Origin of the sequence: Microscilla marina ATCC 23134, from assembly GCF_000169175.1 — a bacterium.
Taxonomy (GTDB): Bacteria; Bacteroidota; Bacteroidia; order Cytophagales; family Microscillaceae; genus Microscilla; species Microscilla marina.
The window spans coordinates 221713-236790 of record NZ_AAWS01000006.1; the positions used below are offsets into that span (position 1 = coordinate 221713).

Here is a 15078-nt window from a genome sequence, read left to right on the forward strand (position 1 = left end):
TTTTCCGTATATTGCATTATGCTCCAAGTAGTTAAAACGTACAAATACAAGCTCCGAAATTTATCGGTTGCCCAAACTCAAAAGCTGAATAGTTGGGTGGGCGCCTGTCGTTTTGTGTACAACCTTGCTTTGGAGACAAAACAATACGTCTACAAAGCCTACGGGGTTAACTTGTCTCGCTTTGATTTGGATAAGGAGCTCAAAACCCTCAAGGATGTAGAGTGGATTAAGGATGTTCCTTCTCAAAGCCTCCAGGATGTGCTTCAAAGGCTTGAAAAAGCCTATCAATCTTTTTTCAAAGGGGGTGGTTTTCCTAAATGGGCAAAGAAAGGAAAGTACAACTCCATCACTCTTAAATCGGTCAATTGGGATAACTGCGAAAAAGGTCGTTTTGTCCTCCCAAAACTTGGTGAAGTCAAAACCTTCTACTCCCGCGAAATACCAAAAGAAGCCAAACTCAGACGAGCAACCATCATCAAAGAATCGGATGGCTTCTATATTTCTATCATGTTTTCCACCACCATCCAACCGCTTCCCAGTAATAACCAAACTGTGGGCTTGGATTGGGGTGTAGAGCATTTTTTAACAACTTCTGATAGTGAGCACATTGCCAATCCGCGCCTTTTTCAACGCTACCAAAAAAAGCTCAGGGTTGAAAAACGAAGCCTTTCCCGCAAAAAGAAAGGCGAGAGCAACTTCAAGAAGCAAGCCCGAAAACTGGCTAAACTTCAGACTAAAATTGCCCGTATTCGTAACGATTTTCAACACAAAATCAGCACAGGCTTAATACTCAAATATGGCTCTATTTCGGTTGAAAACCTCAAAGTTCGCAACATGACTGGTAGTGCCAAAGGCAATGCTGAAGAACCAGGTAAAAATGTTAAAGCCAAAGCAGGTCTTAACCGTGCTATCCTGGACACTGCTCCTTCTATGTTCTTGGACAAATTGGAATACAAGTCCAAGTGGCATGGACGAACTTTTGTCAAGATTAACCCAAAACATACCTCTCAGATATGTTCTGAATGTGGACACAAAGACAAAGAAAGTAGGATAACACAAGCTAAATTTGTGTGTAGCTCCTGTAATACCGAACTAAATGCAGATGTCAATGCTGCAAAAAATATTGAGGCAAGGGCTTTTGCCTCTATCCGTTAACGTGAACTATTGAGTTGTGCGTTGGGTAAGAATCCCCTCTGATTTAGCTTGGGGAGTAGTCAAAATGTTCCCGATTTGTTGTTGCAGTTGGACCAAAAGGTAAAAGAGCTTATTAGACTTAAGGTAAAGCTTACACAAGCCAACACAGTAGTGCAAGATAAAATATATGAAATAGGTGAGTTGAAATCAATGATTACTTTTTACCGTGAAATATCGGTGAAGCAAGGAAAAGTAAACATAGGTTATAATAATGAGTTGGTAGCGTATGAGGCTCAGTTTAAACAAAGAGACAAAGATGAAGCTATAGAAAAACTGGAGCAACGCATTATGAAACTACAAGATGAGCTAGATACATTTAACTATACCACATCAATTAGCTAAAAATATAAACACTGAAAGCCATTATTTTCTTAGAATCAATAGAACAAGATACAGCCTAAAGCTTCAGAGAAGCAGCTGTTGTAAGGGAAAGTACATTGGGCAAACATTGAGGTATATCAAGTCAATCATATCAAAGTTCAATGCTTGGTGGCAAAAATCAATTTTCATATTTCACAACACAAGATTCAGTCTATTTGATTGTATAAGTGGAGTATTGGTAAGTAGGTGTTTTTGTTTCACAACATCTAAACACTTTTGGGCAAAATGTCCGAAAGTGTTTTTTGCTTTAGGATGTCTTCAAAATACTTGTTTGGTTACTCTGCACAATTTATGAGAAATGGCTAACTTCCCTTTTTACAAAGTTTATCAATACAAATCAAATTAAACATGGCTTTAATAAAATCAGCACGAGGGTTTACTCCTCAGTATGGTGATAACTGTTTTTTGGCAGAAAACGCCACCTTGGTAGGAAACATCATTGCAGGAGATGACTGCACCTTTTGGTTTAATTGTGTAGTAAGGGGTGATGTAAGTGCCATACGTATGGGTAACCAGGTAAATGTACAAGATGGAGCAGTGGTGCATGCTACTTATCAACGTAGTGAAACGATTATTGGCAACAATGTATCTATTGCTCATAATGCTATAGTGCATGGCTGTACCATCGAAGACAATGTGTTGATAGGCATGGGAGCCATTGTGATGGATGGGGCCATGATTAAGTCTGGATCTATCATTGGGGCAGGGGCGATAGTATTACAAAACATGGTGGTAGAGTCTGGTACTGTGTGGGCTGGCAACCCAGCAAAATTACTCAAAGAAGCGAAAGATCTTACCAGTGAGATCACACGAATTGCTTCGGCTTATCCCAAATATGCCCGTTGGTTTATGGAAGGTGCCCACGCTGGTAATGATGAGTAACAAAATGCGTTGATGCCCAAAAGCCCTTACAACCTCTGGACTTTTTGTCCAGAGGTACTAATAAGCAGCCCCAATCCTTTTGATTATTTGTGAGTTAATCAATTGATAGAGTTTTAAAGGTTTCATTGTTCGCCAGTTATCTATTTCAAGTGAGCCCCCAAAGTTGATGTAGTAATCTATGTTGTATTGTTTCCATTGATCTATTACAAAGTCGCGAAAGTTGAATGCGGCTATCCAGCCTTCTTCTATATCTTCAAACCATTCTTCATAATAACAGTCATCGGAGCCATGAAAATTGAGCACATTCTCGCCTACCAGTAAAAACTGATTAATCCCGTGTCCAGTAAGGTTGTCAATCACACATCTTTTTAAATGCATAATATCATTATGTAGTGTGTCATTCCATTCGCCAAAAAGTTCTATAATCGCATAACGCCTATTATAATCTACAAAAAGTATCTTTACATATAGCGTCTCAGAACCTATCCAATCCCAAAGAGGGTGAATGTAGTATCCATAAATATCATTGGTATAATGTTGAACATTATACTCTCGTCCGAAAAAAGGAGAACGCATATCTCTGCAAGCCTGATAAGCATTCTCCCAATTGTAAAAAGGTTCTATTGTGTGCATGTTTCTGTAATGTTGTTGGCAAAAGCACTGATAAACTTGTAATGCTTTTATATCTATAAAAATACGAAATAATCAGGGGTTTACAAATGATATAGGCCAGAGTGGGGGAATGTATTTCAGGAATACATGTAATAAAAAAGCAGCTTTGAAATTAGACCCAAAACTGCTTTTTTATTTTAAATAAATTTATTTCTATGCTATACAAGTGATTAGTTTTCGTATAACCCAAAACCTATTCCTGTACTTAATGTGTTATAATCTTGTGTGCCAGTAGCGTAGTCAACAAATAAACTAAATACCCCTAACTTAAGGCGTACCCCTAGATTAAAACTGGCTTGTCTAAAGCTATGAGTTACTGTATAGGGATCAGTGATTTCGGCAATGACAGTATCTCCAAAAGTGAGGCTGTTAGGATCATTGTCTTGTATTGTAATGGGGTAGTTGCCTAAAATTTCAAACCTGGTGGAAGAAGTTTGGAACCATAAGCCTCCATAAAATGTGATGATAGGGAACTTTCGTGAAAACAATAAACCAGCATGAAATGCATCAACTGTAAAGTTGAGTTGTTGGTTGGTAAAGTTGCTGTAGTCTGGTTTGGCACTGACGCCTTGCAATACCAAAGTGGTGTCAGTAGGAGTAAGTGCTGTGTTGGACTTGATATTGGCATGACTAAAACCCATAGCCAGTGAAAACTTAACCGGCCAAAGGTTAAAACCTGGAATCCACTGTTGAAAATCGTGCTTAAGTCCTACTCCCCATAAACCTATTTTAGTTTTACCTTCAGAGTTATCTAATATATCTTGGTTATTATCAAATGCTAGTGGAGGAGCAAAACGGATAGATAGTTCTGTACCCCATAATAATCCTAAATTAAATTGAACGGCTGGTACAGGGGCAAAATTAAAGCCTACACCGTCGGGTAAGGTAAGCAAAGCGGGTGAGTTGTTGTCAGTGTCTACACCTTGAGGGAAATACCTAACAGTGCTGCCTTGGTTTGAACTTAATAATCCAGCAGTAGTGGATGACTCAGGGTCAAACAAAAAAGAGTTACTGAGTTCTAAAGCATTCAAGTCTAGTGTTTGATCCTGTTCAGGGGTAAAAGTGGCTGAAGTCACAATCCTTACATCAAACCTTCCAACACGCATAGGTTCTGCTACATTATGCCAACCATGATTCATAGCCGTACCAGCTGCTTTACTTATAGGCTTATAGTAGCCATCCATTAATTTGTTAAAATCAGATTGTGTTGTGTTCAATATCTGGACTAAATCAGTTTGGGCATAAACAATGCTTTCAGAAAAAAACATCCAACAGCTGAGAAATACCATTGCTGCTTTTTGCCAGATAGATAGGTAATAAGTTTTCATAAACATTTTTGATTTAGTTAGTAATCGATCTGATGTACTTAGGTTTATTGTTTTTTGTAATTATCTACTGCCTTTCTAACGCTGCCAAATTGTGTAAGTAATTTTTCAGCCTCATTATATTCTATTTGTAGCTCATTCATTACCATACGTGTGCCTCGGTCTACCAGCTTAGTATTGGATAGCTGCATGTCTACCATCTTATTTCCTTTTACTCTGCCAAGTTGAATCATCACAGAAGTCGAGATCATATTTAGTACCAGTTTTTGAGCTGTTCCTGCTTTCATTCGGGTACTCCCCGTAACAAACTCGGGTCCTACTATTACTTCTATAGCTACTTCTACTGCATTTGCCAGTGCACTATTTTTATTACAGGTAATACACCCAGTAAATACTCCATTTTTTCGAGCGTCACTTACTCCACCTATTACATAAGGAGTACGCCCCGAAGCAGCAATGCCAATCAATGTATCTTTGTCATTGATATTGTGTTTTTTTAAATCTTGCCAGGCTTGATCTATATCATCTTCTGCAAACTCTACTGCTTTTCGAATGGCAGTATCCCCACCTGCAATTAAACCAGTAACCCATTCATGGGGTACCCCAAAAGTGGGAGGGCACTCTGACGCATCTACAATGCCTAACCTGCCACTGGTACCTGCACCTATATAAAACAGGCGTCCCCCTTGTTGCATTCTTTTTACAATACCTACTACCAATGCCTCAATGTTGGGTATACAAGGCTTTATGGCTAGAGGCACTGTTTGATCTTCACGATTAATATTAGTGAGTAATGCACTGATTGACATCTGTTCCAGGTGTTCATAGTTAGATGAAGATTCAGTAGTAGATTTTGATTCGTTTGTCATGACAGAAGTGTTTAAATGTTTAGAGTTGTTCTTCATGGTAAAGGGTTAGCCCAGCAATAGGTGTTTCTAGTACATTACCTACATGTATATTTTTGTCATTGGCTACCTGTCGCAATATATTGCTAAAGTAAAATGCAATTGAGCCTACAAAATGTACCCGGTGTTGTTGTGCATCTTTAAGGGTAAGTACGTGCTTGTCGAAAAAAACAGCAAAGCAGTCATAAATCAATTTGTATATTGTGGGCTGTTTTTGGTAATCAAACAAAAACTTAGTAAAAGATGCAACATAGCGATTGGGGTAGGGTTTGTGGTAGAGGTTTTCTAATACTTCATCTCGAGTAACTTTAGGGTACCTTTTGGCAAATTTTTGGGTGAGCTCAATAGGAAGTGCGCCATACAAAAAATGAGTAAGTAGTATCTTTCCTAGGTGATAACCACTACCTTCGTCTCCTAGCAAGTAGCCTAGGTTGATCGCTTGTTGGCTAATTTGAGCACCATCGTATAAACTAGCGTTTGATCCTGTGCCCAAAATACAAGCAATACCTGCTTGGTGTCCACATAATGCCCTAGCGGCTGCCAGCATATCGTGATAGACTGAAATAGAACTTTTTGGAAACAGAGAAGATAATACTTTTTGAGCAATAGCATAGTTTGTTTCTGTAGAACAACCTGCACCATAAAAGTGTACTTGCCTGATGGTGGCAGGTAGTTTTGGTAAAATTTGGTGCTGGACACTATTTATAAAATCGCCAGAGTCATAGTTGGGGTTAAACCCCTTACTTTGCATTTGGCTTATTTTTTTGTCAGTATCAATTACCCGCCAGTCGGTTTTTGTAGAACCACTATCAGCTATTAAAATCATAGGGCTATTAAATAGATATATCAATTGAACACAAATATTTTGTAGAGAATGTGTACAATCAATATTTGTCTTATGTGTTTTTTAAAACAGTTTTTATTACTTTAACTTTCACAAAGCTTTTCAGCTTTATTGTTTTGGTAATATCTGCAAGATAGAAATTAATACATAAAGAGAATATATAGAATAGTTCTTGTATTAAATTGACCTTTCTTGGATATACCTAAGCACTTGAAAAAGATTAAATTCGAAAAAATAAATTCTCATGATAGAACAAGGTACGCTGGAGCTTCCTAAAGATGGTATTGCTGGCTTGCGTCAAAACTGGCGAATAGACCTTTTTGCTGGTTTATTGGTGTTTATGCTCACCCTTCCTTTATGTTTGAGTACTGCTTTTGCCAGTAACTTTCCTGTTTGGTCGGGCATCATATCGGCTTTAGTAGCTGGGAGCATTGTCACTTTTTTGAGCGGTTCACCCCTTACTATCAAAGGACCTACCATTGGTTTTGCTGCAGTGCTTGCTTATGGAGTACAAAACCTAGGGAGTGGTTATTTTATCACAGGTTATAAATATACATTGGTGGCCATTATTATGGCAGGGAGCCTGCAGGTTCTTTTGGGTTTGTTACGTATTGGCAACTGGCGCAGTATTATTCCCGATTCATTGGTATACGGACTGATGGGGGGTGTAGGTATTACTATCCTTGGGCGTCAGCTTTATTTTTTGCTAGGAGCTACCCCTGATGTTTCAAGTGAATCTATGTTATGGATGAAGTTACCTAACTTATTGCCCACAGACTTTGCAAGCCCTTTTTGGAACTTTATGGGTGGGTGGGTAGACACTTACCATGACACAGCCATTACTATTAACCCAAATATAGCTTTCATAGGCATTACCAGTTTGTGTTTAATGTTTATTTTTTCGTCTATCAAATACCCTAAAATATTACCATCTGCTGTAGTCGTTTTATTGTTTGGTTTGATGGCTACTTTCTACTTTAGCTTACATACCAAAGATACGGCACATCTTATCGTGCGAACAAGCTATGCTCAGGCCTTGTTTGTGTTTCCTGATTTTTCAAAGTTTTATATTTTGAAAACGCTTGAAGTTACTTTCATTATTTTAGCAATTAGTACCCTCGAAACAGCGGTCAATGTAAAAACAATTGATGCTGTAGACTTGTACCGCCGTCGATCCAAACTCAACAGAGAGGTATTGGCTATAGGCATAGGCAATATGATCAGTGGATTTTTGGGAGGGTTGCCCTTGATAGCTACCATGGACGAAAGCTCAAAGAATGTAAATAATGGAGCAAAAACGCGTTGGGCTAACTTTTTTCAAAGTTTATTTTTACTTGTATTTGTTTTGTTGGTTTTTTCAGTGTTCAAATATATTCCAAAAGCGGCACTTTCTGCCATCGTTATTTATGCGGTGTATCGTCTCAACTCTCCTCAACTCATCAAGGACTTAAAACAAGTAGGCAAAGAGCAATTGTTGATCTATATAGTAACCTTGATAGCTACTGTATTTTTAGGCGTGTTATGGGGGGTATTAATAGGCATTGTTATTACTTTAGTTTCTTATAAGCTATTGGGTGCTTCTTTTTCCTCGTTGTTTCGCATTAAAGTAACTACTACTCAAAAGAAAAGAAAGATTCGTATTTTCATTGAAAATGCTGCATTGGCTTCTAATTACCCAAGTTTACGCAAGCATTTACGTGATGTGCCTGAGGGACATTATTTAATCATTGACTTCTCTAAATCTAAGGTGATTGACTATGGCTTTATGGAAAATATATATTTCTTTGCTTATTCCTATAGTGTTCAAAACGGTAAAATAGAACTGAATGGTTTGGAACAACATAAGGCAGTGTCGGCACACCCGTTGGCTACCCGAAAACTTATAAAACGTAAAGCAGTAGATAAAAGCAAAAAAATACACTTGGTGGAAAAAGGGATATTAGACGAACGCCAGCTTGATGTACAAGGAGTGGCCGCTATCAATAATGCACGTTTTAAACCTAATATCACTTTTGATGGAGTAAAACTTCAGGGGTTTCACTTTGCCCTAGGGTATGAAATAAAGTACAGTGAAAATACATTTGCCAAGTTTTTTGGGGTAACTCGTATTGAGTTTTCAGATATATTCTTGTCCAAGGGTATTCGTATGAGTGAACAAAGCCATAAAATGTCGGTATTGCTAGTGTATGGGGTAGAAGCTTATATACCCGACTTTACACTTGGGCGAGAGCACTTATTAGCAAAGCTTATTCAAAGTGTGGGCTATGGCGACATAGACTTTGACGATTACCCTGGATTTTCGGAAGCCTACTTACTCAAAGGTGAAAAAGAAGAAGAAATTAGGGCTTTATTTTCCCGTGAATTGATTGATTTTTTGGAAAAAAACCAAGGTTTTAACATTGAAAGTCGTAATAATAATATATTGATTTATAAGGAAAAAGCTTTGATGAATAGGGTAGAAATGGAAGATGCTGTTGAGTTTACCGAAAACTTCTTGTCTATTATTTATAATGCCAACAAACAAAACAGTGAAGTAGCTATATAGAATAGGTTGGGTATTGTTGGGTACTATTGGAGAATGTTGTATTTTTGAATAGGTGCTTGTGTTGGGTACTTAGTTAAAACCAATGTGAGACTGTTATCTGGTAATTTAAAACATCCTTTCTCCTTGTTTTAAAAATCATGCAAAATATTCAAAAGAGTGAATTTTAAAACAAGTGCTTATTTTTATAAAATATTCTACTCCATCAACACTTATTTAAACATTATGGCAAATTTATTATTACCAAGCGATATAAGTTGGCTTACTATAAAACACCATTCTTTAGAAGATATTCTTCAGACCCTTCAGCTAACCGATCCTATGCCGTTATCCTGGAATACGGGCGTGTGTACGATTCTATCTGATTATTGGGACACACGCCAAACCCCTGACAGCACACTTACCCGTGTTTATGTTAGCGCCCCCCTTGATGGGTGGGTTTTTGTTTTTGGTGACGGTATTTTTGTCAAAGATATAGAACACCCTATCATTGCTACTGAAGACCGGTCTGATATTATTCAGTCATTGGCTCAGCAACTCAGTACTGTATATGGTTCTGTAGCTTATTTTACATCACAACCTCGTCGCGATTGGTTTGAGTGGATGTGGTTACAAAAGGGAGAAGTTAAACGATACTTTGAGTGGAATGATGGGGACCTACAAGTACAAGGATCCCCCATTTTAGACAATGAAACAACACTTATCGAACAAGCTACTGCCAACGACTCGGTATATTGGGAGGATGTGGTGTTTGAGGTTTTAGAGAAAGTTTGTATAAATCCTGAGACAGTCAATCAAAGAGTAACAAAGGGTGTGCTTGCTACTACACCTTATGGCAAAAAAGTGGGAGTACCTCCACAACCCGTACTTGATTTATAGTCAATAAAAAAGGTGAGCGTTGACTCACCTTTTTTGGTATTCATATCTATTGGTTTTCTTCTATAAAATCTATCAAGTCAGCCATTTTCTTAAAGACATATACGTTTTCTGGAATGTCTAAAGGTTGGGCTACTACTTGCGAACCACTCAATAAAATGGTTTTATCTGAAAAGTCACTAGCCAGCTTGTCAATGTATTTTTGTACATCTTTACGAACGGGGTAAGAAGTAAAGATACTGACCATATAATCTGGCTGATAGTGTTCTGATGTTGTTATTAGGTCATCGTAAGGTAAACTAGTACCCAGATAAATTACTCTTTGGCTACGTACCCTCACCAAATAATTTGCAAATAATAACCCCAATTCATGGTTTTCATTATTGGGTAAAAACATCAAGTACTTCTTTGCATTTTTGTCAGTACTATTGATTTGTCCATCAATTGCGACAATGGTTTTTTGTCTAATCAAGTTAGAAATAAAGTGCTCTTGGGCAACATTGATAGAGCCCGCTTGCCAGAGTGCTCCTATTTTTACTAAAAATGGGTAAATAATGTTGACTACTGTTTTTTCAAAACCAGCCTGAAGAGTACTTGTGGCAATGATTTTTTCGAAGCGCTCTTCGTCCATATCTATCATTGCTAGTGTAAGCCCCTGTATTTGGTCTGTATAACGGTCGCTTTTTTGAGTAATAGATAAGACCTCCTCTTTAATCTCATCTTTCTGCATTTTGGCAATGGTCGATATTTTAAAACCATGCTCTTTTAGCAGTGAGACATTCAGAATAAGCTTTAAATCATTGTCGTTATAATAACGAATATTGGTATCAGTTCGTTTGGGTTCTACCAGTTTATAGCGCTGCTCCCATATACGTAGCGTATGCGCTTTTATACCTGATAAATGTTCAAGATCTTTTATTGAATAATGAATCATGCTGTTATTGTATCTTCTGTGAAATTCAAATGATAAAATGGTCAGATACACATAAATATGATGCGTGATCTGATGCCTCAAGGTTAGAATAGGAGGCAGGTGTGCTTATTCCATAAAAAGAGATGAACTATAAAAAGATGAAGTTCTTGATAGGACAACAATAAAGCTAGGGAAGTGTTTAAAAATTGCTTAATTTTTTTGGCAGTTCTTGCAAACTCCCTGCATCAAAATATTTACTTCATTGGCTTTATAACCTTTGGGTAAGCTAATTTGTGGAATCTTAATTTCCTCCAAACAAGTAGTGAGCCCACAGCTTACACACTTAAAGTGAATATGTTCGTGATTATGGTCTGTATCTTGGCACTCATCACTACAAAGCGCATAGCGGGGTGTACCACTGTCATCTAGTACTTTATGAATAATGCCTTTATCTACAAAAGTACGTAAAGTCCTGTAAACGGTTACCCGATCGTGTTCCTCTGATATTTCTTTTTCAATCTCTGCGTTTGACAAAGCATAGCCTGAATCTAAAAACAATCCCAGAATCTCACTTCTCGAATGTGTACTTCTTAGCTCGTTACTTTTTAATATGCCTCTAATAACCTCTTTCATAGCAAAATCAAGTCTATTGTTTTTAGTTAAAGTTACAAACTCTTACCTAAGTACGCAAAATATTTAACTGCTGGTTCATTTTTTTTACTTACCACACTCCTCTATGGTATGCTTTACTATTTGTTTGTTGTTGGGTTTTTTATTTGAAATATTCAATTTAATGAATGCTTGTTGTTTTGTGTGTCTTGGTTGTTTTTTTAGCTTATTATTTGTGAAATATATCGAATTTATTGTTTGATAGTTTATATTTAGTGCCATTTTATGGTTTTTTACATTATTTTATTCTTTTAATGATTTTATTTGAAGGTAATATGTGTTATAATTGTTATAAATATGTTATTGATGATTATTAGATAAGTACATTTATTACTTGATAGCAGAGAATATTATTACCCAGTTCAATATTACAAGACTTAAAAAGATTATCAGAGATGAAAGAAGCACTTTTTACCGTCCATAACCTGTGGATGATGATTGCCACTATTTTGGTATTTATTATGCACCTTGGTTTTGCCACTCTCGAATCGGGTCTCACCCAATCTAAAAATACGGTCAATATTTTATTTAAAAATGTATTGATTATAGCCATTGGCTTGCTTACCTATACCTTCATTGGTTTTAACCTCATGTATCCAGGAGAAGCTTTTTCAGGAATGTTTTTTGGTTTTAATGGCTTAGGGGTAGCGTTGCCCACAGGGGGGGACACAGCTCAATATGGAGCAGGTCATTACACTTATTGGACAGACTTTATTTTTCAGGCAATGTTTGCTGCCACTTGTATTACCATAGTGTCAGGGGCAGTTGCCGAACGAATCAAACTAGAGGCTTTTCTTTTGTTTGCGGTATTTTTTGTAGCAATCATATACCCTATGGTTGGTATGTGGAAATGGGGAGGAGGATTTCTCGAAACATTGGGCACCGATAAAGGTCTTTTTACTGGTCTTTTAGCAACGGTTGAAAAAGGTAAAAATGTAGGTACTCCATTTTATGATTTTGCTGGATCTAGCATTGTCCATTCGGTAGGAGGTTGGGCTGCCTTAGCTGGAGTGTTGCTATTAGGAGCCCGTAAGGGTAAATATACAGACGGTAAGATCAATACCATTCCCGGTCATAATATGCCATTGGCAGCAATGGGAGTATTTTTATTGTGGTTTGGTTGGTTTGGTTTCAACGGTGGATCAGTACTTTCAGCAGAAGCTGGCAATGTTTCCAGGGTTTTTGTTACTACCTCGCTGGCGGCTGCGGCTGGGGCGCTGGGAGCATTTTTCACTTCATTTTTCATCCTCAAAACACACGACCTTACCATGAGCCTCAATGGTATACTAGGGGGCTTGGTAGGTATTACTGCCGGAGCTGATGTGATGTCTGTGTCTGATGCCGTCTTGATTGGGCTTATTGCTGGTATTTTGGTAGTGCTTGCCGTATTATTCTTTGACCGCAAACGTCTTGACGACCCAGTGGGTGCCATTGCCGTTCATTTGGTTTGTGGGGTATGGGGCACAATGGCAGTAGCTATACTTGGAGCCAAAGCCGGATGGGGGCAGTTTGTGAGCCAATTGATTGGCATTAGTGCCATTGGCTTATTTTCTTTTGGCTCTGCTTATGTTGTTTTTTATATAGTGAAAAAGACCGTAGGCATTAGAGTATCGGAAACTGAGGAATTGGAAGGGTTGGATTTACATGAACATGGAATGAGTGCTTACCCTAATTTTACAATGACCACTGCTGCTTCAGTTGCATCACCTGAACAACATCAAGTGGTTACCAATGCTACCCAAACAACAAATCAAACCAAAGATATTGCTTTAATCAAAACCTAAAATATTCCATTGTACTTGTTGCTACTTATATACGTAGTGATTTTTCTGATAAATTCGGAAAGGAGTTTGGCAATGCTGAACTCCTTTTTTGTTAACCTAAACTTAAGGCTTGCAGCACTATCCATTGTCATAGGAGAGAGGTATTTATTATCGAATAGTTGATAGAATATTTTTAAAATTCTGATAATCAGTTGGTTATATTAATTGTTATAATAAATACCTGAGCTCAGCGTTCTGAATGAAATAATGAGTAATATATATCATTAGCCATATTTAGTTACCAATCAAAACCCTCTTATACATAGATTGTAGGCGGGTTTTTTCTGTTTTATCTCTCCTTACTAACTACCTATTCACGAATCTGACCTAGGTTTTACAACATTTTTTTTTGAGGGGTGTAAGTTTTACGCCTTTGGGTATACTTATAAATAAAACAATGGACTACCAACCTTGGAACAAGTATTCACAAAACTGATCACCGAAAATCAAGGAATTATACATAAGGTTTGCAATATATACTGCAAAAATGAAGGAGACCGTGCCGACCTGTTTCAGGAAATTATATTGCAGTTATGGAAATCTTATGGATCTTTTCAGGGGCGTTCAAAAATAAGTACCTGGATGTACCGAATTGCTTTAAACACTGCCATTACGAGTTTTCGAAAACAGAAGAAAAACAAAGTCCAACAACAACTTTCCATTCAAGAATTTCAGATTCCTGATGTGCGTCCTGACGAAGATTTTGAAGAAAAACTAGCTACTCTATATCAGGCCATCAGGCAACTCTCCAAGGTAGAGCGCGCTGTGATTATGCTTTATCTCGAAGACAAAAGCTATCAGGAAATGGCTGAAATATTGGGTATCTCAGAGTCAAATGTAGGAGTAAAACTCAACCGGGTTAAAAAGAAACTTAAAAAGATTATTAAGCCAGAATTATATGGAGTTAGATGAACTAAAATCTCTGTGGCAAAACCAACAGCTAGTAGGAAAAGCACATAGCGAGCAGGACATTCAAGCCATCCTGAAGCAAAAGACAAATCCAATTTTAAAGAGAATTTATGACAAGTTTTTTCTTGAAATGGGTATCTCTTCAGTGATCGTAGCTTTTATAACAGGAGTATACATCTACCAGCAAGACTATGCATTAGCTATGATGTCTATCTTAGTTTCTGGGCTTATAGGAAGTGTTTATTGGCTGATCTACAAACAGGTAAATATTAATTTTAGCCTTGATAGCCTTAAGGTAGCTCTTTCTAAAATGGAACGATTGTTTAACATTTATGACAAGCTCCTCAAATATGTCCGCTATATGTTAGGCATAGGGTTTTGTATTGGCATTACAATAGGTTATTTCATCAATAAAAAACCTTTTGAGTTCAACCTTAAGTTTTTTGTTTTGTTGACCACCATTGTACCTGTAAGCATTGTTTTGTCATATCCTATGAAATGGCTTATTGACTACATGTATGGGCAACATATCCAAGAGTTGAAAGGGGCTTATTTAGAACTGAATGATTTGGAAAAGTAAGGGGCCTCAACCCTTTGTTTTATCAATAATAATTTGTTAGCACTATGAACATTATTAAAAAAATCAAAGCTTTTTACCAAAGACACAAAACTACAATGAACAGTGTATCGCCAGAGGATGCGATAGTTATTGCTCAAAGTCACCAAGGACGCCTTACAGCTGGACAGTTGGCTCGTAATAGCTCATTAAACTATTTGCAGGCTTCGCTCAAGCTACATTGTTTGAGCCAAAAAGGGTACTTTCGTACTGCCCTCACCGACGCAGGAGAGGTATACTTACTAAAACAAGGAAAAGAAGCAGGTTCATTGAGTCATTTCTCCAAAAAACACCTTCATCTCACCGATGCAGAAGTACTCAGTGCTGCAATAGAGCATAGTGGAAGTTTAACCCCAACTAGGCTATGTGTGGCTACAGGTAGTAGCATAGATGTAGCCCAAAAAAAGTTAGAGGAATTGCACCTAAAAGGTGTGTTTGAACTTGAGGTAACCAATAGCGGAGTCATTTTATATGTTTTAAATGAGACTGATTGGAGAGAGGATTCAAGCACTAAAAAAGTAGGTTAA

15 protein-coding genes are annotated in these 15078 nt (G+C 37.5%); 9 read left to right on the forward strand and 6 right to left on the reverse strand.

Translation table 11 applies throughout. The features are described from left to right. The first annotated feature begins 18 nt into the window (after window positions 1-18). From M23134_RS07035 to M23134_RS07045, 3 genes are all read left to right on the forward strand, one after another. Window positions 19-1155: an RNA-guided endonuclease InsQ/TnpB family protein gene (locus M23134_RS07035; RefSeq protein WP_002694913.1), complete on the forward strand. Its 1137-nt coding sequence runs from the start codon at window positions 19-21 to the stop codon at window positions 1153-1155. A gap of 75 nt (window positions 1156-1230) precedes the next feature. Further along, window positions 1231-1536 carry a hypothetical protein gene (locus M23134_RS07040; RefSeq protein WP_045113144.1) on the forward strand — a complete coding sequence of 102 codons (306 nt, stop codon included), beginning with the start codon at window positions 1231-1233 and terminating at the stop codon, window positions 1534-1536. A gap of 387 nt (window positions 1537-1923) precedes the next feature. Beyond that, a complete protein-coding gene (locus M23134_RS07045) occupies window positions 1924-2457 on the forward strand; it encodes a gamma carbonic anhydrase family protein (protein ID WP_002694915.1) in 534 nt (177 codons plus the stop codon). Window positions 2458-2514: 57 nt separating this feature from the next. Here M23134_RS07045 and M23134_RS07050 read toward each other — a convergent pair whose 3' ends face one another. The 4 genes from M23134_RS07050 to M23134_RS07065 form a co-directional block, all read right to left on the reverse strand. Then, a complete protein-coding gene (locus tag M23134_RS07050; RefSeq protein ID WP_045113145.1) occupies window positions 2515-3090 on the reverse strand; it encodes a hypothetical protein in 576 nt (191 codons plus the stop codon). A gap of 209 nt (window positions 3091-3299) precedes the next feature. Beyond that, on the reverse strand, window positions 3300-4457 hold the full coding sequence (locus tag M23134_RS07055) for a DUF6588 family protein (RefSeq protein ID WP_045113146.1): 1158 nt from the start codon (window positions 4455-4457) through the stop codon (window positions 3300-3302). A gap of 44 nt (window positions 4458-4501) precedes the next feature. After that, the gene (murQ, locus tag M23134_RS07060; protein WP_002694921.1) at window positions 4502-5323 is read right to left on the reverse strand and encodes an N-acetylmuramic acid 6-phosphate etherase; all 822 of its coding nucleotides are present in this window, start codon (window positions 5321-5323) and stop codon (window positions 4502-4504) included. Window positions 5324-5342: 19 nt separating this feature from the next. After that, window positions 5343-6185, reverse strand: a complete 843-nt coding sequence (locus tag M23134_RS07065) for a hypothetical protein (RefSeq protein ID WP_002694922.1) — start codon at window positions 6183-6185, stop codon at window positions 5343-5345. Between the two features lie 262 nt (window positions 6186-6447). Here M23134_RS07065 and M23134_RS07070 point away from each other — a divergent pair, with 262 nt between their 5' ends. Both M23134_RS07070 and M23134_RS07075 read left to right on the forward strand, forming a co-directional pair. Next, entirely contained in the window at window positions 6448-8748 is a 2301-nt protein-coding gene (locus M23134_RS07070; protein WP_002694923.1) for a SulP family inorganic anion transporter, read from the forward strand. A 222-nt stretch (window positions 8749-8970) separates the two neighbouring features. Then, window positions 8971-9624: a hypothetical protein gene (locus M23134_RS07075; RefSeq protein ID WP_045113147.1), complete on the forward strand. Its 654-nt coding sequence runs from the start codon at window positions 8971-8973 to the stop codon at window positions 9622-9624. Window positions 9625-9670: 46 nt separating this feature from the next. On the opposite strand, the gene M23134_RS07080 is transcribed toward M23134_RS07075, so the two are convergent. Together M23134_RS07080 and M23134_RS07085 are read right to left on the reverse strand one after the other, a co-directional pair. Next, window positions 9671-10555 carry a MerR family transcriptional regulator gene (locus tag M23134_RS07080; protein ID WP_002694925.1) on the reverse strand — a complete coding sequence of 295 codons (885 nt, stop codon included), beginning with the start codon at window positions 10553-10555 and terminating at the stop codon, window positions 9671-9673. A gap of 189 nt (window positions 10556-10744) precedes the next feature. Beyond that, window positions 10745-11167 (reverse strand): Fur family transcriptional regulator, encoded by a 423-nt coding sequence (locus tag M23134_RS07085; protein WP_002694926.1) that lies wholly within the window; start codon window positions 11165-11167, stop codon window positions 10745-10747. Between the two features lie 431 nt (window positions 11168-11598). Here M23134_RS07085 and M23134_RS07090 point away from each other — a divergent pair, with 431 nt between their 5' ends. The 4 genes from M23134_RS07090 to M23134_RS07105 all read left to right on the forward strand — a co-directional run bounded on the left by M23134_RS07090 (window position 11599) and on the right by M23134_RS07105 (window position 15078). Beyond that, the gene (locus tag M23134_RS07090; protein WP_002694928.1) at window positions 11599-12987 is read left to right on the forward strand and encodes an ammonium transporter; all 1389 of its coding nucleotides are present in this window, start codon (window positions 11599-11601) and stop codon (window positions 12985-12987) included. A gap of 450 nt (window positions 12988-13437) precedes the next feature. Further along, window positions 13438-13938, forward strand: coding sequence for an RNA polymerase sigma factor (locus M23134_RS07095; RefSeq protein WP_002694930.1), 501 nt, complete (start codon window positions 13438-13440; stop codon window positions 13936-13938). Continuing rightward, window positions 13925-14515 (forward strand): hypothetical protein, encoded by a 591-nt coding sequence (locus M23134_RS07100; protein ID WP_002694932.1) that lies wholly within the window; start codon window positions 13925-13927, stop codon window positions 14513-14515. Before M23134_RS07095 ends, M23134_RS07100 begins: the two co-directional genes overlap by 14 nt. A 44-nt stretch (window positions 14516-14559) precedes the next feature. After that, window positions 14560-15078: a hypothetical protein gene (locus tag M23134_RS07105; protein WP_002694934.1), complete on the forward strand. Its 519-nt coding sequence runs from the start codon at window positions 14560-14562 to the stop codon at window positions 15076-15078.

What these genes read in the sequence shown, in the direction of transcription:
- M23134_RS07035 (WP_002694913.1), top strand. Translation starts at nt 19, where the DNA reads ATGCTCCAAGTAGTTAAAACGTACAAATACAAGCTCCGAAATTTATCG.
- M23134_RS07045 (WP_002694915.1), top strand. Translation starts at nt 1,924, where the DNA reads ATGGCTTTAATAAAATCAGCACGAGGGTTTACTCCTCAGTATGGTGAT.
- M23134_RS07050 (WP_045113145.1), bottom strand. Translation starts at nt 3,090, where the DNA reads ATGCACACAATAGAACCTTTTTACAATTGGGAGAATGCTTATCAGGCT.
- M23134_RS07055 (WP_045113146.1), bottom strand. Translation starts at nt 4,457, where the DNA reads ATGAAAACTTATTACCTATCTATCTGGCAAAAAGCAGCAATGGTATTT.
- murQ (WP_002694921.1), bottom strand. Translation starts at nt 5,323, where the DNA reads ATGACAAACGAATCAAAATCTACTACTGAATCTTCATCTAACTATGAA.
- M23134_RS07065 (WP_002694922.1), bottom strand. Translation starts at nt 6,185, where the DNA reads ATGATTTTAATAGCTGATAGTGGTTCTACAAAAACCGACTGGCGGGTA.
- M23134_RS07070 (WP_002694923.1), top strand. Translation starts at nt 6,448, where the DNA reads ATGATAGAACAAGGTACGCTGGAGCTTCCTAAAGATGGTATTGCTGGC.
- M23134_RS07075 (WP_045113147.1), top strand. Translation starts at nt 8,971, where the DNA reads ATGGCAAATTTATTATTACCAAGCGATATAAGTTGGCTTACTATAAAA.
- M23134_RS07080 (WP_002694925.1), bottom strand. Translation starts at nt 10,555, where the DNA reads ATGATTCATTATTCAATAAAAGATCTTGAACATTTATCAGGTATAAAA.
- M23134_RS07085 (WP_002694926.1), bottom strand. Translation starts at nt 11,167, where the DNA reads ATGAAAGAGGTTATTAGAGGCATATTAAAAAGTAACGAGCTAAGAAGT.
- M23134_RS07090 (WP_002694928.1), top strand. Translation starts at nt 11,599, where the DNA reads ATGAAAGAAGCACTTTTTACCGTCCATAACCTGTGGATGATGATTGCC.
- M23134_RS07100 (WP_002694932.1), top strand. Translation starts at nt 13,925, where the DNA reads ATGGAGTTAGATGAACTAAAATCTCTGTGGCAAAACCAACAGCTAGTA.
- M23134_RS07105 (WP_002694934.1), top strand. Translation starts at nt 14,560, where the DNA reads ATGAACATTATTAAAAAAATCAAAGCTTTTTACCAAAGACACAAAACT.